Source organism: Streptomyces sp. NPDC005784 (genome assembly GCF_042871525.1).
GTDB lineage: Bacteria > Actinomycetota > Actinomycetes > Streptomycetales > Streptomycetaceae > Streptomyces.
In genome coordinates, this window is the sequence record NZ_JBIAIQ010000007.1 from 222063 (window position 1) to 244327 (window position 22265).

The 22265-nt window shown below is 71.7% G+C and carries 17 protein-coding genes; 11 read left to right on the forward strand and 6 right to left on the reverse strand.

What is annotated here, in order from left to right; genetic code table 11:
- Positions 1-246: 246 nt before the first annotated feature.
- Positions 247-2628, forward strand: coding sequence for a SpoIIE family protein phosphatase (locus ACFYR3_RS15165; RefSeq protein ID WP_389283235.1), 2382 nt, complete (start codon positions 247-249; stop codon positions 2626-2628).
- Between the two features lie 80 nt (positions 2629-2708).
- On the opposite strand, the gene ACFYR3_RS15170 is transcribed toward ACFYR3_RS15165, so the two are convergent.
- Together ACFYR3_RS15170 and ACFYR3_RS15175 are read right to left on the reverse strand one after the other, a co-directional pair.
- Positions 2709-3959, reverse strand: a complete 1251-nt coding sequence (locus ACFYR3_RS15170) for an NAD(P)/FAD-dependent oxidoreductase (protein WP_389283237.1) — start codon at positions 3957-3959, stop codon at positions 2709-2711.
- A gap of 515 nt (positions 3960-4474) precedes the next feature.
- The gene (locus ACFYR3_RS15175) at positions 4475-4822 is read right to left on the reverse strand and encodes a PRC-barrel domain containing protein (protein ID WP_389283239.1); all 348 of its coding nucleotides are present in this window, start codon (positions 4820-4822) and stop codon (positions 4475-4477) included.
- A 725-nt stretch (positions 4823-5547) separates the two neighbouring features.
- Here ACFYR3_RS15175 and ACFYR3_RS15180 point away from each other — a divergent pair.
- From ACFYR3_RS15180 to ACFYR3_RS15220, 9 genes are all read left to right on the forward strand, one after another.
- The gene (locus ACFYR3_RS15180) at positions 5548-6087 is read left to right on the forward strand and encodes a hypothetical protein (RefSeq protein ID WP_389283241.1); all 540 of its coding nucleotides are present in this window, start codon (positions 5548-5550) and stop codon (positions 6085-6087) included.
- A 610-nt stretch (positions 6088-6697) separates the two neighbouring features.
- Positions 6698-8830 carry a hypothetical protein gene (locus ACFYR3_RS15185; RefSeq protein ID WP_389283243.1) on the forward strand — a complete coding sequence of 711 codons (2133 nt, stop codon included), beginning with the start codon at positions 6698-6700 and terminating at the stop codon, positions 8828-8830.
- Positions 8831-8913: 83 nt separating this feature from the next.
- Positions 8914-10452 (forward strand): GT4 family glycosyltransferase PelF, encoded by a 1539-nt coding sequence (pelF, locus tag ACFYR3_RS15190; protein WP_389283245.1) that lies wholly within the window; start codon positions 8914-8916, stop codon positions 10450-10452.
- A complete protein-coding gene (locus ACFYR3_RS15195; protein ID WP_389283246.1) occupies positions 10449-11822 on the forward strand; it encodes a hypothetical protein in 1374 nt (457 codons plus the stop codon). The genes pelF and ACFYR3_RS15195 overlap by 4 nt, the downstream gene beginning before the upstream one ends.
- Before the next feature lie 118 nt (positions 11823-11940).
- A complete protein-coding gene (locus ACFYR3_RS15200; protein WP_355856961.1) occupies positions 11941-12942 on the forward strand; it encodes an SDR family NAD(P)-dependent oxidoreductase in 1002 nt (333 codons plus the stop codon).
- Between the two features lie 33 nt (positions 12943-12975).
- Positions 12976-13689: a sugar phosphate nucleotidyltransferase gene (locus ACFYR3_RS15205; RefSeq protein ID WP_355856964.1), complete on the forward strand. Its 714-nt coding sequence runs from the start codon at positions 12976-12978 to the stop codon at positions 13687-13689.
- A gap of 7 nt (positions 13690-13696) precedes the next feature.
- The gene (locus tag ACFYR3_RS15210; RefSeq protein ID WP_389283249.1) at positions 13697-14626 is read left to right on the forward strand and encodes an NAD-dependent epimerase/dehydratase family protein; all 930 of its coding nucleotides are present in this window, start codon (positions 13697-13699) and stop codon (positions 14624-14626) included.
- The gene (locus tag ACFYR3_RS15215; RefSeq protein ID WP_355856970.1) at positions 14623-15285 is read left to right on the forward strand and encodes a spherulation-specific family 4 protein; all 663 of its coding nucleotides are present in this window, start codon (positions 14623-14625) and stop codon (positions 15283-15285) included. Before ACFYR3_RS15210 ends, ACFYR3_RS15215 begins: the two co-directional genes overlap by 4 nt.
- 266 nt (positions 15286-15551) lie before the next feature.
- Positions 15552-17414: a M1 family aminopeptidase gene (locus ACFYR3_RS15220; RefSeq protein ID WP_355856973.1), complete on the forward strand. Its 1863-nt coding sequence runs from the start codon at positions 15552-15554 to the stop codon at positions 17412-17414.
- A 4-nt stretch (positions 17415-17418) separates the two neighbouring features.
- Here ACFYR3_RS15220 and ACFYR3_RS15225 read toward each other — a convergent pair whose 3' ends face one another.
- On the reverse strand, positions 17419-17598 hold the full coding sequence (locus tag ACFYR3_RS15225; RefSeq protein ID WP_389283251.1) for a hypothetical protein: 180 nt from the start codon (positions 17596-17598) through the stop codon (positions 17419-17421).
- Between ACFYR3_RS15225 and ACFYR3_RS15230 the strand changes: the two genes are divergently transcribed.
- On the forward strand, positions 17597-18568 hold the full coding sequence (locus ACFYR3_RS15230) for an alpha/beta hydrolase (protein WP_389283255.1): 972 nt from the start codon (positions 17597-17599) through the stop codon (positions 18566-18568). The two genes, ACFYR3_RS15225 and ACFYR3_RS15230, sit on opposite strands and share 2 nt — an antisense overlap.
- 32 nt (positions 18569-18600) lie before the next feature.
- Here the strand turns inward: ACFYR3_RS15230 and ACFYR3_RS15235 are convergent, their stop codons facing one another.
- The 3 genes from ACFYR3_RS15235 to ACFYR3_RS15245 all read right to left on the reverse strand — a co-directional run bounded on the left by ACFYR3_RS15235 (position 18601) and on the right by ACFYR3_RS15245 (position 22048).
- On the reverse strand, positions 18601-19971 hold the full coding sequence (locus ACFYR3_RS15235; RefSeq protein ID WP_355840372.1) for a VWA domain-containing protein: 1371 nt from the start codon (positions 19969-19971) through the stop codon (positions 18601-18603).
- Positions 19968-20825: a MoxR family ATPase gene (locus ACFYR3_RS15240; RefSeq protein WP_356780957.1), complete on the reverse strand. Its 858-nt coding sequence runs from the start codon at positions 20823-20825 to the stop codon at positions 19968-19970. The genes ACFYR3_RS15235 and ACFYR3_RS15240 overlap by 4 nt, the downstream gene beginning before the upstream one ends.
- A 278-nt stretch (positions 20826-21103) precedes the next feature.
- Complete coding sequence (locus tag ACFYR3_RS15245; RefSeq protein ID WP_355840373.1) at positions 21104-22048, reverse strand: NADP-dependent oxidoreductase; 945 nt, start codon at positions 22046-22048, stop codon at positions 21104-21106.
- Positions 22049-22265 lie beyond the last annotated feature (217 nt).

Below are 22265 nucleotides of genomic sequence, written 5' to 3' on the forward strand. Positions count from 1 at the left end.
GCCGGGAGCGAACGCGCAGGATCGCCGCCGCGCCCGGCCACATCGCCCGCCACGCCCGGCCGCATCACCCTCCGGCGCCCGCCGCCCCCGTCACATCGCCCTCCGGTCCAGCCGCGCCGTAGAATTATGACTTTATGGACCAAAAAGGACATAGTTCGCGAGAAGACCTCCTCCGGTGATTCAGCCGTCGAAGTCGTCCCATGACGCGGGGGTGCCCAGCCGGACGCACAGCAGGGGTGATTTCCGGTGACTGGTGCTACTCCGCTGATGGTCGTGGACGGCGCGGGCGTCGTCGTCCGGTGGAGTCGCAGAGCGCGCGAAATCTGGCTGCGATCGGACTCCGACGCCGTGGGACGAGCGGCCCTGGCCATGGTCGCGCCCGACACCGGGGGTTCCGGCAACGGGAACTCCGACGCCAGGGACTCCGACACCGACGACTCGGGCGGCGGTACGGAATCCCGATCCGGCCCCCTCGTCATCCATGACGTCGACGGGAACCCGGTCGATCTCCGGGTCCAGGTGGTGCCGCTCTCCGACGGCGCGGTCGCGTGGGGCGTCTTCGAGGCGGACAACGGTGCCGCCCCCCGCGGCACAAGGACCGCGGTGTTCGACATCCTGCGCGCCAACACACATGAGGCGTTCTTCGTCCTGGACTCCGCGCTGCGCGTTCTCAGCCTCAACGCGGCGGCCTGCGCGTTGTGCGGCATCGAGGCGGACAAGGCTCTCGACCGCCCGGTCGCCGATGTGTGCCGCCCCTCCCGTCCAGAGGAATTCGAAGGCGTCCTGCGGGGCGTCCTGGCCGACGGCACGTCCGTCACCGACCACGTCGTACGGCTCGACCCACTGGCCGGTTCGTCGCCGGAGCGCTTCGCGAAGGTCTCGGCGTTCCCGCTGAACAGCGCGCGCGGTGCGGTCGTCTCCATGACCGAGGTCACGGAGTCCATGCGGACCAAGAGGCGTCTGGATGCTCTCGGTTCGGTGCGCGAGCGGGTGGGGCGAAGCCTGGACGTCGTCGCGACCTGTCAGGAACTGGTGGACGCGCTGGTGCCCGGCTTCGCCGACATTGCGGTGGTCGAAGTGGTCGACGCCGTGGTGCGGGGCGAGGATCCGCCGCTCAGCCCCCTCGGGCGCGACGTCCCGCTGCGGCGCGCGGCCTTCCGCTACGGGGGAACCGCCCCCATGGCTCAGGCGCATCCCGTCGGCGACGTACGTGCCGTGCCGTCGCCGACGCCGTACTCACAAGTGCTCAACGATCTCAAGCCGCGGGCCGTCGCCCTGGACGGCGGCACCCCCTGGCTCGACGCCGACCCGGAGCGGGCCCGCGCCATCCGGGCCTCCCGCGCCCGCCTGCTGCTCACCGCCCCGCTGGCGCTGCGGGGCTCCGTGCTCGGACTGCTGAGCCTATATCGCGAACGGCCGCACGACGCCTTCGACGAGAACGATCTCGCCGTCGCCCATGAACTGGCCACGCACACCGCGCTCAGCCTCGAGAACGCCCGCCGCTACACCCGCGAGCACGCGATCGCGGCAGCCTTGCAACGCCACCTGCTGCCGCCTGAGCCGCCCTCGCGGACGGCCATCGAATTCGCGCAGCTGCACATCCCGGCCGACGCGGGAGCGGGCACCTGGTACGACGCCTTCGCTCTGCCCGGCGCCCGCACCGCCCTGGCGATCGGGGAGGTCAGCGGGAGCGGCATCGACGCCGCGACCGCCATGGGCCAGCTCCGGACGGTGATCCATTCGCTTGCCGCGCTCGACCTGGAACCCGACGAACTGCTCGCCCGCCTCAACGACGCGGTCGTACGGCTCGCCCACGAGCGGGCGGCCCTGCCGCCAGGCGATCCACTGCACCAACAGCCGCTCAGGGCCAGCTGTGTCTACGCGGTCCACGACCCGCTCCATGGGGTCTGTGTCATGGCCGCCGCAGGTCATCCCGCGCCCGTCGTCGCTCACCCCGGCGGTGTGGTGCACGTCCCGGAGATCCCGACGGGTCCTCTCCTGGGCAACCGGGCCGGACCTCCCTTCGCCACCGCCTCCGTCCCCATGCGGGACGGCAGCGTTCTCGCACTGCGCAGCACATCGTTCCCGGCCACCGGAAGTCCGGACGGAGACCGGTCGAACCCGCTGCGCGAAGCCCTGACCCGGCTGGACCGCCCGCTGCGGGACGTGCGGGACGACATTCTCTACAGGTTGCGCGACACGTCGGGCCATCACGATGTCCTTCTGCTGCTGGCCCGCACCCGCGCCTTTCCGCCGGATCAGGTCGCCACCTGGGCCCTGGACTCCGTGCCCACGGCGGCCGCGGCAGCACGGCACCACGCCCGGGAGCGGCTCGGACTGTGGCGCGTGAGCGAGGAGACCGCGTTCGCCACCGAGTTGATCGTCAGCGAGCTGGTGACCAACGCCGTGCGGTACGGAGCGCCACCGATCCGGTTGCGCCTCATCAAGGACTCGACGCTCACCTGCGAGGTCAGCGACGCCGGCGGTGCGGCGCCGCGCCTGCGCCACGCCCGCACGGTCGACGAAGGCGGGCGCGGCCTGTTCATCTGCTCGCAGATGAGCCACAACTGGGGCATCCGCTACTCCGCGCAGGGCAAGACGATCTGGACCGAACAGACGCTGCCCTAGGGGCAGTTGTTCGGATCACGCCCCAGAGGCGGGGGGCCGGCGCGCGTCCTGCCGCAGACGCGGGGTGCGCCGTACCGCGTCTACCGTGCCAGATCGCCCGCGACCTCGCGTGCCGCGCGGGCTCCCGATGCCAGCGCACCCTGGACCGAGCCCGTGGCCCGGTGGTCCCCGCACACATAGCGGCCCGGGGTCACACGGGCGGTCCGGCCGAGCGGCTGCGGGGGAGGCATCGCCGGCAGGGCGTCGGGAACGGTGCGCACGGTCAGCAGGTCCCAGCCCGCGGTGTCGGTGCCGTAGACGTCGGCGAGCGCGTCGCGCAGCCATGTCTCCCGGCCCTCCTGGTCGTGCCCGAGGACCGAGGTGGCGATCAGCGACATCCCGGGCGGGGCGTAGCCGCGGACCACCTCGCTCAGGACGCAGGTGTTGAGGAAGCGCCGTCTCGTGTCCGTCAGGAGGGTGGGTTCGGCCAGCGGGGAACGGGTCGCGGCGTGGTAGTACGTCGTCACGACGCGGTAGGCCGGAAGGTCCAGCCCGGGCAGCAGACGGGCGGCGGGGCCCGGCCCTGTCGCCACCACCACGGCCCGCGCGGCGAGTTCGCCTCCGGCGTCCAGTTCGACGCCGTCGTCCGTGAGCCGCGCGACCGGGGTGCCGAGGCGTAGGGCGTCCGGGGGCAGCGCCTCGGCCAGCAGGCCCGGCACCGCCCCGATGCCGGCGCCGGGCAGGCACAGGGTGCCGCGCAGCATGCTGCGCCAGACGAGGTGGAAGACCCGGCCGGAGGTCTCCAGCTGGTCCTCCAGGAAGACTCCGGACAGGAAGGGCCGGAAGAACCGCTCGACGAACTCCTCGGAGAATCCGGCCGCGGCCAGCGCGGTGCGTGTCGTACGGTCCTCTCCGCGCTTGAGCGATCGTGCGGGAGCGAGCATGTCCCGGCCGGAGAGGGCGGCCAGCGCGATCAGGTCGCGGGTGCCCGCGAGCCGCCCCGGACGCAGGTCGCCGAGGCGCCGTGGACCTCGGGTCGGGTCGCTGAAGCGCAGCGGCCCGTCCTCCGTGTGCACCAGGATGCCGGGCGTGAAGGGCCGCAGTCCCAGGTCGCGCAGCGCGAGCCGGCGCCGGACCTGCGGATAGGACGTGTTGAAGACCTGGAAGCCCCGGTCGACGACGAAGCCTTCGTGCGGGTCGGAGCGCATCCGGCCGCCCACCCCGTCCGACGCCTCGAGGACGCGGACCCCGAAGCCGTACGCGGTGAGATCGCGGGCGCAGGCCAGACCGGCGAGCCCGCCGCCGACGACCAGGACATCGGACACACAGCGCTTCGCGGTCATGGGCATCATCCTCCGAGCAGCCGGTCCGTCCGCGCGCCGGTCGGCGCGCGGACGTGGTCCGGGCACAGACCGACGGCCCCGCGCCGTCGCACGCGCCCTCCTGAACCGATCTTCCCGTCGGGCGCGCCGGGCGGATGCGGGGCCACGCCGGAAGACCCTGCCGCGTACCGGGTACCGCGCGTCGCACGGCGCGGGCCCGGGGACTCCAGGACTCCGAGGACTCCGAGGACTCCGAGGACTCCGATGGCGGAACAATTCGGCGCGGTCGGCCGTTCAATGGAGTGTGGCGTGGAGGGGACAGTGTCCCCGGGCCTCACCCACGGCCCACGGGACGATCGTCCGGCTGAAGTCCCGTGGAGCCGAGCGGCGACCGCCCTCCGCACACCGCATGAACGGCCCCGGCTGGTCTCCCCCGTCCAGCCGGGGTCCCTTATTGTGCGGCGCCGTATTTCCACGGCGACCGGCGGCAGCGAAAACCGCCGGTGCCACCCGGAATCCGGGCGGAACCGGCGGTTCGCTTCGCGTCAGTGGCCGGAGCCGTAATGACCGCCGAGCTGGTCGCGATAATGCGGATCTCCGAGATGCTTTTCCGTGTCGAATTCCGGTGCCGACTTGATCTCGTCCTTGGTCCGGGCAACCTGGACCGTCTTGTCCTCGTGGCTGATCGACGTGATCGTTCCGGCGGGCAGCAGGACCTCCTTGCCGAAGATCCAGACGCCGGTGTCGACGACGATGTACTGAGAACCGACCTCGTCGGAGTGCTTGTCGACCTTCCCGATGTGGCCGTCGGTCGCTTCCACCCGGTAACCGGTGAGGTCGTCGTCGGCGGTGTGACCGCTGGTCGGGCCGTAACCCCAAAGGTTCTCGTTCACGAAGAAGTCCTCCACTCGTCCGCGGACGCGCGCCGCCGTCCATACGGGGCTGCACGTGCGCGCTTCGATGACCGGATCACGGTCACCCTTTCCTCGGCGTGTTTACCGCCGAAGGCCGACGGGTGTCCCTTTCCCGGCCGCTGACACCCGCTCTCCGGAAATTCCTCGCATTCCCGTCGCGAGCGTGGACACCTCCGACTTCACGCCGGCCGCCCCTCGGGATCCCGGTCGCCGAGAACGCGGCGGCCCCGCCGCGCGATCCCGGGGGGGAGTGGAATCACGGGCGGGGCCGAGAGCTCGCGGCTGCCGGGGGGAGGCATCCACGAGCGGTCTGCGAGTCCTTCTGCCCGCACTCCCCCCGTTCATGCAGGGGTGTTTCGGACGGGGCGGGAGGCGCTGCCGGGGGAGAGCGGGAGCCCGGCCGGAAAAGACCGACTTGGCCGATTCGGTGGCCGCGCCCGATGCACCGGTGAGCGGTGCGCGAAGCGCGGTGCGTTCGGTATCCGCCAATAGCCTCGGCAGGACCGCGCGGCCGTCCGGCGCCACCTCGCCCCGCCGCGCCGGTTCCCCGGCTCCCCATCACCGTGCGGGAATCGAGGGAAGCGGCCGCTCCCCCCGACGTCTCCACGCCCTCCCCACGGGACATCCACTTCCGGCCGGACATCACTCTCCGTGCCCGCATCGGGGCAGACGGTGCGTTCGCGGCTTGCCTAGCCTCCCGGGCCATGCGATCAACACAGTTGAGACGTCTCGGTCTCGCCTCCGCCCTCGCCTTCGTCCTCGCGTTCGCCCTCGCCCTGTTCGGCCTGGCCCCGTCCGCGAGCGCGGCCGACCCGGCCCCGGCCGATCTGACGTTCACCACGGACAGCGCGACGGTCCTCCCCGGCAGCACGGTGAACCTGTCGATGACGATCACCAACCACAGGACGTACGACGTCTGGTTCGTCTACCAGACGATCGAGCCGACCTGGCTGACCACCCAACGGCCCGATCTGAAGTACAGCTTCACCGGCTGCAACCTGGCCTCGACCGCCGGCAGCGTTCCGTGTTCGGGCACGGGACCCACCAACCTCGGCCCGAACTACGGGTCCACCATCCCGCCCGGCCAGAGCCGAACCGTGACGCTCAGCCTCCAGGTCGCCGCCGACTCCGGCTGCAACGGCAACATCGGCTTCTACTCGTACTACTACGCCGAGTTCAGCGACAGCACGAACACCAACGGCGGTCCGGTGTACACACCCGAGACCCGCGTGCTCTGCGCCTGACCACAGGCGCGGAAACACAGGCCAGACGTCGCACGACACGCGGCGCAGCGCAGATCTGACGAGCCGTCCACGGGGCGGGGGGGGGGCCCCCGGGGGGGGGGGGGCGCGCCCCCCCCCCCCGCCCCCCCGGCCCACCCCCCCCCCCCCCCGGCGCGCGGGGGGGGGGGGGGCCCCGGGGGGGGGCGCCCCCCCCCCCGCCCCGTCGGCACACAGGCGATCCACAGGTACGGGTCAGCGTGACCTAAAACCGATCATTCAGCCAAAACCCGCCGCGGTCTGGACCACTGGCGCCCCGGCGGGGCGGACCTCGGCGTTCCGGATCCGGTCCGTCCCGCGCCGTGGCCAGCACAGGAACGTTTCTGTTGGTAACCGTCCGATGCCCCACAGTGACGGCCACGTCTCCGTCTCAGCATGCGACGACCACCCGATCGACACCCGCTCTTTTCCGTCATGTTTCGCAGCAGGCGCACGAAAGCTACACAGAGACACCACTATGTGACGCGACGAACGCGTTGACGACCACGTCTGAGGGGGGCAGTGGCGTCGCGCCAGGGGGTGGTCGGCTCCATGCGAGCAGCACTCACCCCTGCCCGGGGAGGGACTTCACCGCATGAAGCGGACCATTCGCACGACCGCGCTCACCGTCGGCGCGCTCATCGCCTCGTTCGGCTTACCAGCCGGCGCGGCGCACGCGGACACCGCCACACCCCGCATCGATCTGCGGGTCCTGATCGTGACCGACGGCGGTCCGGCCACCGACGCCATCGCCGCCGAACTCAGCACCGCCGGCACGCCGTACACCGTGGTCGACCTGCGGCAGTCCGGACGGCCGGTGATCGACGCCGGCTTCCTCGCGGACACCGTGGGCGGTGTGCCGCGCGCCAAGTTCCAGGCTGTCGTGCTGCCCAACGACAACCCGTTCGCGGCGAACTCGGCCGAGATGGCGGCCCTCGCGGCCTACGAACAGACGTACGCGATCCCACAGGTTGACGCCTACACCTACGCGCGTCCGGAGGCCGGACTCCAGTACCCCGTCCACGGTGGCTACTCCGGCAGCCTCGACGGCGTACAGGCGCAGGTCACCACAGCCGGCAAGGCCGGGCCCTTCGGCTATCTGGACGGGTCGGTGCCGTTCGAGGACAACTCACCGGACGTGGGCGAGAGTTACGCCTACCTGTCGACGCCCGCCGCGGGGGCGGACTTCACTCCGTACGTCGACGCGCCGATCCCCGGGGGGTCGACGCGAGGGTCCCTCGTGGGCGAGTACCGGCACGACGGACGGCGTGAGCTCGTCGTCACGTTCGTCTACAACCAGTACCAGCAGCAGTTCCGGTTGCTGGCACGCGGAATCGTGGAGTGGATGACCGGGGGCGTGCACCTCGGCGCCTCGCGCAACTACTTCGCCGTGCACGTCGACGATGTCTTCGCCGGTGACGACCGCTGGGACACCGCGCTCAACTGCACGCCGGGCGACGTCGACTGCCCGCAGGGCGAGGGGGTCGCGAACCCGATCCGGATGACCCCGGCCGACGTCGACCACGCGACCGACTGGGAGACCAGACGGAACTTCACCCTCGACCTGGCCTACAACGGCGCCGGCAGCGTCGACCAGCGCGAGGACAACAACGGTGCCGACCCGCTCGCCGACAAACTGATCGCCGACCGGAACAGTTTCCGCTGGATCAACCACACCTACACCCACGCGTTCCTCGGCTGCGAGCAGGACACCGCCGTGGTGCCGTGGAAGTGCGCGACGAACGCCGACGGCAGCACCAAGTGGGTCAGCCGCACCACGATCGCCGACGAGATCGCGAACAACCGCGTCTGGGGCCAGAGCGCCGGACTCCCGCTGGACAACCAGGAGTTGATCACCGGCGAGCACTCCGGTCTGAAGGTCTCGCCGCAACAGCCCGTCGACAACCCCAACCTGGCACTCGCTCTCAACGACACGGGTGTCACTTGGCTCGGCTCCGACAACTCCCGTGAGCCCGACCAGCGTCAGGTCGGTCCCGCCACTACCGTCCCCCGCTACCCGATGAACGTCTTCTACAACGCGGGGAAGGCGGCCGAAGAGGTCGACGAGTACAACTGGATCTACACCGGCCGCGCCCAGGGCGGCAGCGGTATCTGCGAGGACCACCCGGACACCTCGACCTGTCTGTCGGCGCCGCTGAGCACCAGTACCGGCTACACCGACCACATCGTGCCGCTGGAGACCCGGATCGACCTGGGGCATGTGCTCGCCAACGACCCCAAGCCGCATTTCATCCACCAGTCGAACCTCGCCGAGGAGCGCATCGCCTACCCGGTGCTCGACGGCGTACTCGACGGCTACGACAGCCTGTTCGCGGACGACACCCCGGTGGTGAACCTGCGGATGAAGGACATCGGCGTCGAACTGCGGCGCCGGGCCGCCTGGAAGACCGCTGTCGACGCCGGCCAGGTCACCGCGTACCGCGTCGGTGACACCGTCACCGTCCAGGCGCCGAGCGGGGTCGCGGTCACCGCCACGATGCCCACGGGCACCACGAACGGCACGGCGGGCTTCGGCGACGCCTACGCCGGCGAGGTCTCCGGATGGACGACACCGGCCGGCACCTCGCTCACGCTCGGCCTGCCGTCGTCCGCCCCCGCCCTGTCCTCGGCCGTCGACGCCGCACGGCAGCCCGCGACCAGCGGCGCGCCGGACACCCGAGTGCCGGCGGGCGTCACCGAGCAGGTCCCCTACAGCCCGGACAACTGAGCCGCGCACCGACCGAAGGTCCCGGCCGCCATCCGCGGCCGGGACGGGCTCGACCACCCCAACTCGGCCGTGGAGCACATCAAATGCACGTTCCCCACGGCGCGCGCAGCCTCAGCTCAACGCGCGTCACCCTGCTCACCGAAGGCACCTACCCGCACAGTCACGGCGGCGTCAGTGTCTGGTGCGACCAACTCGTCGACGGCATGCCCGACATCGACTTCGATGTCATCGCCGTCACCGGCACCGGACGCGAACCGATCGTGTGGGACATCCCCGCACAGGTACGGGACATCGTCGCGGTCCCCATGTGGGGGCCGGCGCCCGACGGCCGCCCGCCCCGCGGGCGGCGCCGCAACCAACTCACCGCCGCCTACGAGCAGTTCCTGACCTCTCTGCTCGACCCGTGCGCCGAGGACCGGTTCGCCACCGCCCTGTACGCGATGGCGCAGGCCGCGGCCGACGGGATGCTGAGTCCGTTCCTGCGCGGCGACCGCGCGATCAGCATCCTGACCGGGGTGTGGAACCGTCCGGGTCTTGCCGTCCGCGAGGCCCGGCCGACCCTGCACGACGCCATCACCGCGACGGCCCTGCTGGAGCACGCGCTGCGCCCGTTGACCGCGCCGCTGCCCGAGCACGGGGTGGCGCACGCGGTCAGCGGCGGTGTCGCCGTACTGCCGGGCCTGGCCGCGCTCGAACGGCACGGCGTACCCCTGCTGTTGACCGAGCACGGCGTCTATCTGCGCGAGCGCTATCTGGGTTACCGCACCGGCCCGTACCGCTGGCCGGTGAAGGCCGTCGTGCTGGGCTTCTTCCGGCTGCTCGCGGAGGAGACGTACCGGCGCGCCGCCCTGATCACCCCGGGCAATCGCTACAACCGGCTGTGGGAGGAACAGGGCGGCGCCGCACCCGAGTCGATCCGCACCGTCTACAACGGCGTGGACCCCGCCGCGTTCCCACCGGCGGGTCCGGAGCCGGAGCGGCCGACCCTGAGCTGGGCCGGACGCGTCGACCCGATCAAGGACCTGGAGACCCTGATCCGGGCGTTCGCCCTCGTACGGGCCGAACTCCCGGACGCACGGCTGAGGTTGTTCGGCGGTACACCGCGTGGCGGCGAGGCCTACCGCGAACGCTGCGAGGCCCTGGCCGCCGAGCTGGGGCACGCGGACGCGGTCACCTTCGAGGGCCGGGTGGACGACATCAAGGACGCCTACGCGGCGGGCAACATCGTGATGCTCTCCAGCATCAGCGAGGGTTTCCCGTTCACCCTGATCGAGGCCATGTCGTGCGGACGGGCGACCGTGTCCACGGACGTGGGCGGGGTGCGCGAGGCCGTCGGCGACAGCGGTCTCGTCGTCCCGCCGCGCGATCCGGGTGCCATGGCCGCCGCCGCGCTGGAGCTGCTGGGCGATCCCGGGCGGCGGCGCTCGATGGGCGAGGCGGCCCGGCTGCGGGTCATCGAGCAGTTCACCCTGCGGCAGACCGTCGAAACCTTCCGGACCATCTACCTGGAACTGTCGGCGCTCGGCCGGATCGTCCCCGGAGTTCCCGAGAGTGCCGACGCCGTGCTCGCGGTACCGGTCGGCCCGGCGGCTCCGGCCAAGCCGAGGAGCCTGGCCGGATGAGCGGACCGATGGCCCTGGAACCCGGCGGCCCGGGCGACACCCTGTCCCTGCGGCTCGCCGACGACCGTACGCTCGCCCTGTCCAGGCCCCGCCAGGGCCCGGACCGGGACGCGGTCGACCGGCTCGCCGCCGAGCTGGCGGACGGCATCGGGCCGGCCGTCCACCCGTACGAGGTGGCGGCGCTGCTGGAGTCGGAGGGGCTGACCGCCGAGGTCATCCAGGAGCGGTACGGGCACCCGAACCTCTTCTCGCTCGCCTCCGCGCTGTACGAACGGGTGCCGCGCACCTTTCCCGAGCCGCCGCGACCGGCCAACCCGTGGCGTCCGGACCATGTCCGCTGCGGGCTGCGCGGGGCGCTGTTCGCCCTGCCGGGCCTCGCCTACCTGCTGACCGGGCGGCTGTGGCACGCGGGCCGGGATCTCGACGTCCTGGTGGTGGCCGGACTCGTCTCCTGGGCGTGGGGCCAGGCCCTCGGACACCGCGCCTACCTGCGCATGACCACGGGCCGACGCGAGGCGGGCCGGACCCTGCTGAAGGGGGCGCCGCTCGGCGCCCTCGCCGCGACGGCGTCCGGGGCGCTGATCGCCGGGTCCGGCACGGCGATCGGGATCGCCGCCGCACAGTCGGTGTATCTCTCGGCGGCCGGGGTGCTGCTGGTACTGGGCGCGGAACGGCTCCTGCTGGCCGCGCTCACCCCGCTGATCGCCGGGGCGGTGGCGCTGCCCTGGTGGGACCCGGGGACCACGGGGCGCATCGCCCTGCCACTGCTGTCCGTGCTCGGCGCGGTCGCCGCGGCCGGCTGGGCACTGCGGGCCACGCTCGCCGCCCCGCCGGTCCCGGACGGCGCCCGTCCGTCGCTGCTGCGGTCGCTGCCCTACGGTCTGTTCGGACTGTCCGCCGGGGTGCTGGTGCTGCTGGAGGGACGACAGCACCCCTACGCCGTGATCGTGCTGACCGTGAGCATGGGACCGGCGGAGTGGCTGCTGTACCGGTATCGCGGGATGTCGGTGGCGGCACTGCGGGCGACGGCGACTCCGGCCGCCTTCCTGCTGCGGTCGACCGGAATCCTCGGCCTCTGTCTGCTCGTCTACGTCCTCCCGCTGCTGCCCGCGACCCTGCTCACCGGCACGGAGCCGGCCCCGCTGCTGCTGCTCGCGGCCACGTTGTGGACCGCGTTGCTGCTCCAGGCCTTCGGGGTGGCCTGGCCGCCGGCCGCGGTCTGCCTGGCGGCGGCCTGCGGGGCCGCCTCCACCGCCGTACTCCATTCCCCACCGAGCGCCGTCGCACTGACCTTGTTCTGCGGCACGGCTGCCCTCTGTCTCACGGCCTGTGCCGTGCGGCTGCTGGGGCGACCGGCACCACACGCCTGAACCACCGCGTACGGCACGCCCGAACCACCGCGCACAGCACGCCTGAATCACCACGCGTCGCCGTGCACCCATCCGAAATCGCACGTCACATGAACAACCAACCGGAAGGACCTACGAGTTGACTACCGAACCACTCGCCGCCGTCACCGGAGCCGAGGGTTTCATCGGCTCCCACCTCACCGAGGCGCTGGTCGCCTCAGGGCATCGCGTGAGGGCCATGGCGCAGTACAACTCCTTCTCCTCGTACGGCTGGCTGGAGACCCTGCACCCCGAAGTCCTGGACCAGGTGGACATCGTCCTCGGTGACGTCCGGGATCCGGGCTCGGTCCGCGGTCTCGTCGAAGACGCCGACTGCGTCTACCACTTGGCCGCGCTCATCGCGATCCCGTACTCCTACCAGGCGCCGCACAGTTATGTGGACACCAACGTCACCGGCACCCTCAATGTGCTGGAGGCGGTGCGCGCGCTCGGCACGCCCCGGCTCGTGCACACCTCCACGAGCGAGACCTACGGCACCGCGCGGACCGTGCCGATCACAGAGGACCACCCCATCAACACCCAGTCCCCGTACGCCGCTTCGAAGGCGGGCGGGGACCGGCTGGCCGACAGCTACCACGCGAGCTTCGACACGCCGGTGGTGACGCTGCGGCCGTTCAACACCTTCGGCCCTCGCCAGTCGATGCGTGCGGTCATCCCCACCGTCATCGGCCAGGTGGCCGCGGGCGAACGCACCATCACCCTCGGAGATCTGCGGCCCACCCGCGACTTCACCTTCGTCAAGGACACCGCGCAGGCGTTCCTCGCCGTGGGCACGGCGCCCGCGGAGCGGGTCGTGGGGCGGACCTTCAACGCCGGTACGGGCGGCGAGATCTCGGTCGGCGACCTGGTGGCGCTGATCGGCAAGGTGATGGACACCGCCCTCGACGTCCGCGAGGACGCGGGGCGCATCCGGCCGGCCAACTCCGAGGTGATGCGGCTGGTCGCCGACGCGACCCGGCTCACCGAGGCGACCGGCTGGAGCCCCGCCCACGACCTGCCCCAAGGACTCGCGCAGACCGTGGAGTTCTTCCGCGAACCGGCGAACCTGGCCCGCTACAAGACCGGCATCTACAACATCTGACCCGTCCGGCACGTCCCACGAAGGAGGAGCCCCATGCACGCAGTGATTCTGGCGGGAGGCAAGGGCGTCCGGCTGCGGCCCTACACCACCGCCCTGCCCAAGCCGCTCGTTCCCATCGGCGACCAGCACGCCATCCTGGAGATCGTTCTCCGGCAGCTCGCCACGGCCGGGTTCACCAGTTGCACGATCGCCATAGGCCACCTGGGCGAGATCATCCGTGCCTACGTCGGCGACGGCACCCAATGGGGCATGGCCGTCGACTACTCCACCGAGGAGAGCCCGCTCGGCACGATGGGCCCCCTGCTGACCATGCGCGACCGGCTGCCCGAGTCGTTCCTCGTCATGAACGGCGACGTACTCACCGATCTCGATTTCGCCGACGTCCTCGTGCAGCACCGGAGTTCGGGCGCGCCGCTGACCATCGCGACGTACGCGCGCAAGGTGCAGATCGACTTCGGTGTGCTGACCACCGACGACAGCAAGGTGGTCGCCTTCACCGAGAAGCCGAGCATCGACTACCGCGTCTCGATGGGCGTCTACGGTCTGTCGCGGTCCACGCTCGTAGGCTATACACCGGGGCTGCCGCTGGGCTTCGACGAGCTGGTCCTCGACCTGCTGCGAAGCCGCAACGAGCCGCACGCCTACGATTTCGACGGCTACTGGCTCGACATCGGCCGCCCGGACGACTACGACCGGGCCAACGCCGAATTCACCACCCGCAAGTCGCTGTTGCTCAAGGGAGCCTGACCACCGCATGCGCATTCTCGTCCTGGGCTTCACCGGCTATCTGGGCGGCCATGTCGTCGAGCACCTGCACACCCTTCCGGGTGTGCAGGTGCTCGGCGGCGGCCGCTCGCCCGCCGCGGAGTTCGGCATCGACCTGGCCACCGCCCGCAAGGAGCGACTGGTTCCGACCCTGGCGGCGGCCGCACCCGACGCCGTGATCAACTGCGCCGGCGCGACCGGCGGTGACGCCGTGACTCTCGCCGAGGTCAACTCCCGTGGTCCCGCTGTTCTTTGCGCGGCGCTGCGCGAGGCGGCACCGGCCGCCAGGCTGGTCCATCTGGGCTCGGCCGCCGAGTACGGTCCCGGTGTCCGCGACACCAGCGTCACGGAGTCCGCGGCCACCTGTCCCGTCACCCCGTACGGGGCCACCAAGCTCGCCGGCACGGTCACCGTCACCACCTCCGGCCTCGACGCCGTGGTGCTGCGGGTGGGCAACCCGGTGGGGCCCGGAGCTCCGGCCGCGGGGCTGCCGGGGCGGATCGCGGGACTGCTCCGCGAGGCCGGCTCCGATCCGGACGCGGTGATCCGTCTGGGCGACCTGTCGGCGTACCGCGACTTCGTGGACGTACGCGATGTGGCGCGGGCGGCGGTGTCCGCGGCGACCACCGCCGGACGGCTGCCACGCGTCCTCAACATCGGGGGCGGAAGGGCCGTTCCCGTGCGCGACCTGGTGGACGGCCTGGCGCGCGCCGCCGGGTTCCGCGGGCGCATCGAGGAGAACGGCGGCGGGTCCGCCCGCTCGGGCGAGGTGTCGTGGCAGTGCTCCGACATCACCGCTGCCGGGGAAGCCCTCGGCTGGCGGCCGTCTCTGACTCTCGACGACTCGCTGGCGGCGCTCTGGACGGCCGTGACGGGGACGGCTCCCGCACCGCGTCCCGAAGACGACCGGACGCCATGAGCCTGCTGATTCCGCTGTATGTCCACCCGGGCGAGGACCCCGGCGCCTGGCACCGTCTGATCAGGTCGGCCGACCGTACGTACGGGGTCGTCATCAATCCGGCCGACGGGCCCGGCGAGGGACCGGATCCCGCGTTCACCGCGGCGGCGGACGCGCTGCGGTCGGCGGGCGCCCGGCTGCTCGGCTATGTCGACACCGACTACGGCGCACGCGATCCGGACCTCGTCGCGGACGAGGTGCTGCGCCACCGGGACTGGTACGGGGCCGAGGGGTGTTTCCTCGACCAGGTGGCGTCGACCCCGGAGGCGCTGCCCGGCTGCAGGCGGCTGGTGCAGAGCCTGCGCCGGCTCGGCGCGGCTCCGATCGTGCTGAACACGGGTGTCCACCCCGCGCCGGGGTACGCCCGCTTCGCCGATCTGCTCGTCACGTTCGAGGGTCACTGGTCCACCTATGTGTCGGCGTTCAGCAGACCGGCCTGGACCGCACGGCATCCGCCCGAGCGGTTCTGTCATCTGGTCTACGGCGTCCCCGAGGCGCTCGTTCCGCTCGCCGTTCGCACCGCGCGTGAGCGCGGCGCGGCGGTGGCCGGGCCGGTGACGGGCGAACTCCCCAATCCGTGGGCGCGGTTGACGCCTGCCCTGAGCGAAACGGAGTCCTGAGCGGCACATATCCCCGATCACCCTTCCAGCGCCCCGACCTCCTTTCCAGGACTCGGACCTCCTTTCCATCCCTTTGATGGCATGTCTCGGTCAAATCTGCGAGGCTTCCTGGTGCCGTCGCCCTGACCCCAGGGTGACGGCACGGAAATCTCACCAAGCGGCCGCGCGCACCCGCGCGCGGTCCGCGGCCACCCAGCGGCGCACCCCAGTCGTCCCGGGCGGCCACCGAGCAGGCCGGAATCCCGGTCGCTTCAAAGGAGTTTCGTGTGAGACCGACCCCCCTCAAGGCCCTGGCGGCACGCGTCCTCGTCGTCGCCGCCCTGGCCGCAGTCTCGCTCCCCAGCACCCCCGCGGCGGCCTCGCCGCGTACCGCACCGGCGGCCGCGGCTGCCTGCACCCCGGCCCAGGTGGTGACCAACGGCGGCTTCGAGAGCGGTACTTCGCCCTGGACCCAGTCCTCGACCACTGTGATCACCAGCCGCACGGGCCAGAGCGCCCACGGCGGCACCAGCTTCGCCTGGCTGGACGGCGTCGGCAGCACGCACACCGACACGCTCTCGCAGAGCGTCACGATCCCGTCCGGGTGCAGCAGCGCCAGCCTCACCTTCTGGCTGCACATCGACACGGCGGAGACGACTTCGTCGACGGCCTACGACAAGCTCACGGCGAAGATCGGCAGCACGACGCTGGCGACGTACTCGAACCTCAACAAGGCCTCCGGGTACGCCCAGAAGACGTTCGACGTGTCGGCCTTCGCGGGCCAGACGGTGACCGTCGCCTTCACCGGCACCGAGGACTCCAGCCTCCAGACGAGCTTCGTCCTCGACGACATCGCCCTCAACACCTCCGGTGACACGACCCCGCCGGCCGACTCCACCCGCACCCCGGCCGCGCCCGCGTACACGGTCAGTCTGACCAGCAACACGAGCGGGACCGGCTGGACCGGTCACGAGAGCGTGACCTTCACCAACGCCTCCTCCACCGCGCTCAGCGAGGTGTACCTGAGGCTGTGGGACAACTACCACGGCACCTGCTCCGCGATGCCCATCGCCGTCAGCAACGTCAGCGGCGGCACCGCCGGCGCCCTCTCCGTCAGCTGCACGGCGCTCCAGATCAGCCTGGCGTCACCGGTGGCACAGGGCCAGAGCGCGACCATCGGCTTCGACCTGGCCATCACCGTGCCCAGCGGCGCCGACCGGTTCGGCTACGACGGAGCCTTCAACAACATCGGCAACGCGCTGCCCGTGCTCGCGGTCAAGGACGGCTCCGGCTGGCACCTGGACCCGTACACCAACAACGGCGAGTCCTTCTACTCCCTGGCCGCCGACTTCAAGGTGACCCTCGACCACCCGACGAGCCTGCTGGTCCCGGCCACCGGCACCTCGGTCGACACCGCCGGCTCCAGCGGCCGCACGATCACCACGGCCACCGCGGCCAAGGTCCGTGACTTCGCCTGGGCCGCCGGGCCGTTCACCAAGATCTCCGGCACCTCCCCCGCCGGCACCGCGATCAACATCTACTCCGTGACCGGCATCAGCTCGGCCAACGCCCAGTCCATGCTCACCACCGCCAAGTCCGCCGTGGACGCCCACGCGGCGCGCTTCGGCGCCTACCCGTACGGCGAGCTGGACGCGGTGATCGACAACAACTACTGGTTCGGCGGCATGGAGTACCCCGGGTTCGTCCTCGACCTGGTCAGCACCACGGCGCTCACCCACGAGATCGGTCACCAGTGGTTCTACGGGATCGTCGGCGACGACGAGTACAACAGCCCGTGGCTCGACGAGGCCTTCACCGACTACGCCACCGACCTGGCGCAGGGCCTCACCGGCACCAATTGCTGGAACAGCACCTCCTGGGCCTCGACCGCCGAGAAGATCACCAACTCGATGGCCTACTGGGACGCGCACTCGTCCCGCTACTCCACCGTCGTCTACGGCTACGGCAAGTGCGCCCTGCACGACCTGCGGCGCGTGCTCGGCGACACCGTCATGGCCAAGCTCCTCAAGGACTACGCCACGTCGCACTGGTACGGCGTCTCGACCACGGCCGAGTTCAAGGCGGCCGCCCAGGCCGCCACGACGACGGACCTGACGTCGTTCTGGACGACCCACCGGATCGACGGCTGACCGATCACCGTACCGAGAGCTGACTGATCCCCCGGTTCGCCGCGGTGGCGCCTTCGGGCGTCACCGCGGCGCGCATGGTCCGCCAGGTCGGGGGCAGGTTCCGCCGTACGGCGGCTCCCGGTCCGGGAGCACCCGCCCGATCATGGCCGGGTGAGCCGCCGGGCTCGGCGCGAGGAGAAGTCATGCTGCTGGTACCGCCCCCGTTCGACCCGGAGCTCGGTGTCGCCCTCGCGGCGGTCGGCGGGTCCACGCCCTCCGGGCCCAGCCTCGCGGACATCGCCGCCCTGCGCGCGGAACCGGAGCTCGCGGTGCCCGTGTACGACCTCACCGGCGGCGGCGCCTTCGAGACCACCGATCTGACGGTTCCGGGTCCGACCGGCGCTCCCGACATCTCGCTGTTCGTCATCAGGCCTCTCGCGCCCTCGAGGGACGGACCGCTCCCGGTCATCTACCACTCCCACGGCGGAGGCATGGTCCTCGGTACCAACCGGGCCGGGGTGGAGGTCGTCCTGGAATGGGCGCAGGAACTGGACGCGATCGTGGTCTCCGTGGAGTACCGGCTGGCGCCCGAACACCCCTACCCGGCCGGGGTGGAGGACGTCTACGCCGGTCTGCTGTGGACGGCACGGCACGCCGGGGAGTTCGGCGGCGACCCGGAGCGGATCGTCGTCGCGGGCGCCAGCGCGGGCGGCGGCCTGACCGCGGCACTCGCCCTGCTCGCCCGGGACCGCGAGGGACCACGGCCGCTCGGGCAGGTCCTGATGTATCCGATGCTCGACGACCGCAACGACACTCCGTCCGCGCACCAGATGGCGGGCGTCGGCGCCTGGGACCGTACGGCCAACTCGACCGCCTGGACCGCCGTGTTGGGCGAATCCCGCGGCGGCCCGGACGTGCCCGCCTATGCCGCTCCGGCGCGGGCCTCGGACCTGTCGGGACTGCCCCCGGCCTTTCTCGACGTCGGGTCCGCGGAGACCTTCCGGGACGAGGTCGTCGACTACGCGTCGCGGATCTGGCAGGCCGGCGGAGTGGCCGAACTGCATGTGTGGCCCGGCGGATTCCACGGCTTCGACTCCTTCGCCCCGCACACCGTGCTCGCGCGGACCGCCCGTGCCGCCCGCGTCGCGTGGCTGCACAGGCTCCTCACCCCGTGAGGGCTCGACACCGCCGCACCCAAGGTTGTTGTTCAGACGGGCAGGAGGCGGCCGATCAGCGCGCTGAGCTGCTGGGCGTTGCGGCACTCGTGCATCTCCACGAGCTCGGCGTAGGCGAGGGCCGCCGAGTCGCCCGTGCCCCACTGCGAGCGGGCCTCGGGATTCAGCCAGTAGGCACGGCGGGCCTGTCGGGTGAGCTGCCGGACGGCGGGCAGGTTCGGATCGCTCATGTTCGTACGGGCGTCACCGAGCACGAAGACGGTCGTCCGGGAGCCGACCGCACCCGTGTACCGCTCGGCGAACTCGCCGAACGCAACGCCGTAGTCACTGCTGCCGTGCCAGCCCGTGATCGTCGCCTCGGAGCGGATCCGGGCACTCAGCCCCTCGGGGTCGGCGGCGCCGGGCCCGATGAGCCCGGTCACCTCGTCGACCCGGTTGACGAAGGCGAACACCCGCACCTTGCTGAACTGGTCGTGCAGCGCCTGCACCAGCAGCATCGTGAAGTCCGAGAAGCCGGACACCGACCCCGACACATCGCACAGCAGCACCAGTTCGGGCCGCACGGGACGGCGTCTGCGCAGTACGGGACGCATCGGTACCCCGCCCGTGGACAGCGATCCGCGCAGCGTCCGGCGCAGATCGATGGTGCCGCGGCTGGCACGGCGTCGGCGCGCGGCGAGGCGGGTGGCCAGTTTGCGCGCGAGCGGCTGTACGACCTTGCGCAGTTCGGCGAGCCGGTCCCGGCCGGCGAACAGGAAATCGACGCGGTCGGCGGTCGGAGCCACCGCGCGCCGGGCGATCTCGTCACGGTCGCGCCGCTCGGCGATCCGGCGCCGCGCCTCCGAGGCGACCTGTCCGCGGAACACCTCGATGCGCCGCCGGATCTCGTCCTCCAGCAGCCTGTCGGTGAACCCGGCCCCGCCGCCCCGCGCACGGACCGTGTCCCTTGCGCGGGCCATCAGCGTCTGCGGTCGCAGCCGGTCGAGCGTCTGGTACGAGGACCAGCCGTCCGTGCCGGTCGTGCCCCCGTAGCCGCCGAACCCGTCCACGGCCTCGATGGCCAACTGACCCATGAGGGCTTGGTCGTTGGCGGCCAGGGCGGCCGTGAGACGGTCCCGCAGATCGTCCCGGTCCGCGGGCGGCACGCCGTCCGGGCCGCCGACACCCCGCGGGAAGTACACGTCGAAGACGGGATCGAACACCCGGCGCTGTCCCGGGTTGTGGAGCAGGGTGGCGGCCAGCCCCTCCCGGAGCCGGTCACGGTCCGCGAAGCCCAGCGCCGCCACCGCCTGCGCGGCGTCCACGGTCTCACCGGTACCGATCCGCACGCCGTGCGAGCGCAGCGCGCCGACGAGTCCCGTCAGCCGGTCGGCGACACCGGCCGTCGGCACGGCGGCGTTCACACGGCGCCCAGGTCGAGCTTGGCCGCCGCCTTCAGCACGTCGTCCTGGTGCTTGAGGATCACACCGAGGCTGTCGCGTACGACGCTCTCGTCGAGGGTGTCGGCGCCGAGCGCGAGCAGCGTGCGGGCCCAGTCGATGGTCTCGGCGACGGAGGGGACCTTGCGCAGGTCCATCTCCCGCAGCGCCCCGACGACCCGCACCACGGACTCGGTGAGCGCCTCGTCGAGTCCGGGCACCTTCAGCCGTACGATCCGGCGCTCCAACTCCTCGTCGGGGAAGCCGATGTGGAGGAAGAGACAGCGGCGGCGCAGGGCCTCGGACAGCTCGCGGCTCGCGTTCGAGGTGAGTACGACGAAGGGACGACGGGTCGCCGAGATCGTGCCCAGCTCGGGGACGGTGACCTGGAAGTCACTGAGCACTTCGAGCAGCAGGCCCTCCACCTCGACGTCGGCCTTGTCGGTCTCGTCGATCAGCAGGACCTTCGGGTCGTCGCCGCGGATGGCGGTCAGCAGCGGGCGCGCCAGCAGGAACTCCTCGCTGAAGATGTCCGTGCGCGTCTCGTCCCACGTCTCGTCGCGGCCCGCGGTGATGCGCAGCAGCTGCTTGGCGTGGTTCCACTCGTACAACGCCCTTGACTCGTCGACGCCTTCGTAGCACTGGAGGCGGATCAGCCGGGCCCCGGCGACCTGTGCGACGGCCTTGGCGAGTTCGGTCTTGCCCACGCCGGCGGGGCCCTCCACCAGCAGGGGTTTACCGAGGCGGTCTGCCAGGAAGACCGTCGTGGCGACGGCTGGCGACGCCAGATAGCCCGCGTCGGCGAGCCGTGCGGAGACGTCGTCGACGGACGTGAACAACAACGGGGCCTCCAGCACGCGCGGACCAGGTCGGGCTCACTATCTAAGCGCTTGTTCACCCTCGCTGTCACGTGTGACGGCCCCCACGGCACAAGGGCCGACCGTCTCCTGGGACGACGGCCCCGCAGCACAGGCGGCTGTCACACGGGACGGCCCTACGGCACCACAGCACAGGCGGCTGTCACACGGGACGGCCCTACGGCACCACAGCACAGGCGGCTGTCACATGCGCCGACTCCACGGCACCACTGCGGGAGGCCCCGGGAAGGCGTCCCGGCCTAGGAGACGCGCAGTACGATCTTGCCGCGCCGGTGCTCCCGTTCGAGGGCCGCGTAGGCCCCGGGGGCGCTCTCCAGCGGAACGATGCGGTCGACCTGCGGGACCAGCCGGCCCGCCTCGACGAGTGCCGTCAGCTCCTCCAGACCGGCGCGGTCCGGCTCGACCACGAAGAACACGGCGCGGGCGTCCGCCCCGTCCGGCGGCGCCGACGGCGCGACGACGCTGACCAGGACTCCGCCCGGGCGCAGTACCTGCCAGGAACGGGCCTGTGTGTCGCCTCCGACGGTGTCGAAGACGATGTCCGCGTCCTTCACCTCGGCCTCGAAGCGCTGTCCGGCGTAGTCGATCACGGTCTCCGCGCCCAGGCCACGCACGAAGTCCGCGTCCCGGGCCGCCGCGGTGGCCGCCACCTCGGCCCCCAGCGCGGCCGCGACCTGCACCGCGAACGAGCCCACGCCACCCGCTCCGCCGTGCACCAGCACCCGCTGCCCCGGCGCGATGCCGGCATGAGCCACCAGCCCCTGCCATGCCGTCAGACCCGCGAGCGGCAGCGCGGCCGTCCGCTCGTGGTCGAGCGACCCCGGCTTCGCGGCGAGATCCGCCGCGGGAACGGTCACGTACTCGGCCGCGGCCCCGTCCCGGGTGAAGGGAATCAGGCCGTAGACCGCTTCCCCGGGCCTGAAGTCCGCGACGCCGTGCCCGAGCTCGGCCACGACACCGGAGACCTCCTTGGACGGCACGATCGGCAGTCGCGTGCTGCCGCCGCCGTCGAAGCTGTCGGTCCAGGTGGCGTCCCAGCCCAGTTCCCCCTGGGTGACCGACGCCGCCCGCACCTCGACCAGCACGTCACCGGGACCGGGGACCGGCTTCGGCGCGACCTCGTACATCAGCTCCTCCGGCCCGCCCCGCCGATGACCGCGCACCGCGTGCATCGTGCCGTTCATCCGGTTCCTCCTCATCGGGACGGCACAGGGCCGCCGTCGAGTCGATCGCCATGGGTCCTCCGGCTCCGGCACGGACCGGCCGTTCTTCACGATAGGTCCCGGACCGGCGGCTTTCCTGCCGGGCTCGTGCGCCCCGCCGTCGCGGGAGCGGGACGGGCGGCTTCCTGCCGGGCTCGACTCGTCCTCGTTCCGCCTCGAGAGCGGGCTCCTGGGTCGT

Bases quoted from the DNA above. Each gene is read 5' to 3' on its own strand.
- ACFYR3_RS15170 (WP_389283237.1), bottom strand. From the start codon at position 3,959: ATGATGCCCATGACCGCGAAGCGCTGTGTGTCCGATGTCCTGGTCGTC.
- ACFYR3_RS15180 (WP_389283241.1), top strand. From the start codon at position 5,548: ATGCGATCAACACAGTTGAGACGTCTCGGTCTCGCCTCCGCCCTCGCC.
- ACFYR3_RS15185 (WP_389283243.1), top strand. From the start codon at position 6,698: ATGAAGCGGACCATTCGCACGACCGCGCTCACCGTCGGCGCGCTCATC.
- pelF (WP_389283245.1), top strand. From the start codon at position 8,914: ATGCACGTTCCCCACGGCGCGCGCAGCCTCAGCTCAACGCGCGTCACC.
- ACFYR3_RS15195 (WP_389283246.1), top strand. From the start codon at position 10,449: ATGAGCGGACCGATGGCCCTGGAACCCGGCGGCCCGGGCGACACCCTG.
- ACFYR3_RS15205 (WP_355856964.1), top strand. From the start codon at position 12,976: ATGCACGCAGTGATTCTGGCGGGAGGCAAGGGCGTCCGGCTGCGGCCC.
- ACFYR3_RS15210 (WP_389283249.1), top strand. From the start codon at position 13,697: ATGCGCATTCTCGTCCTGGGCTTCACCGGCTATCTGGGCGGCCATGTC.
- ACFYR3_RS15215 (WP_355856970.1), top strand. From the start codon at position 14,623: ATGAGCCTGCTGATTCCGCTGTATGTCCACCCGGGCGAGGACCCCGGC.
- ACFYR3_RS15230 (WP_389283255.1), top strand. From the start codon at position 17,597: ATGCTGCTGGTACCGCCCCCGTTCGACCCGGAGCTCGGTGTCGCCCTC.
- ACFYR3_RS15225 (WP_389283251.1), bottom strand. From the start codon at position 17,598: ATGACTTCTCCTCGCGCCGAGCCCGGCGGCTCACCCGGCCATGATCGG.
- ACFYR3_RS15245 (WP_355840373.1), bottom strand. From the start codon at position 22,048: ATGAACGGCACGATGCACGCGGTGCGCGGTCATCGGCGGGGCGGGCCG.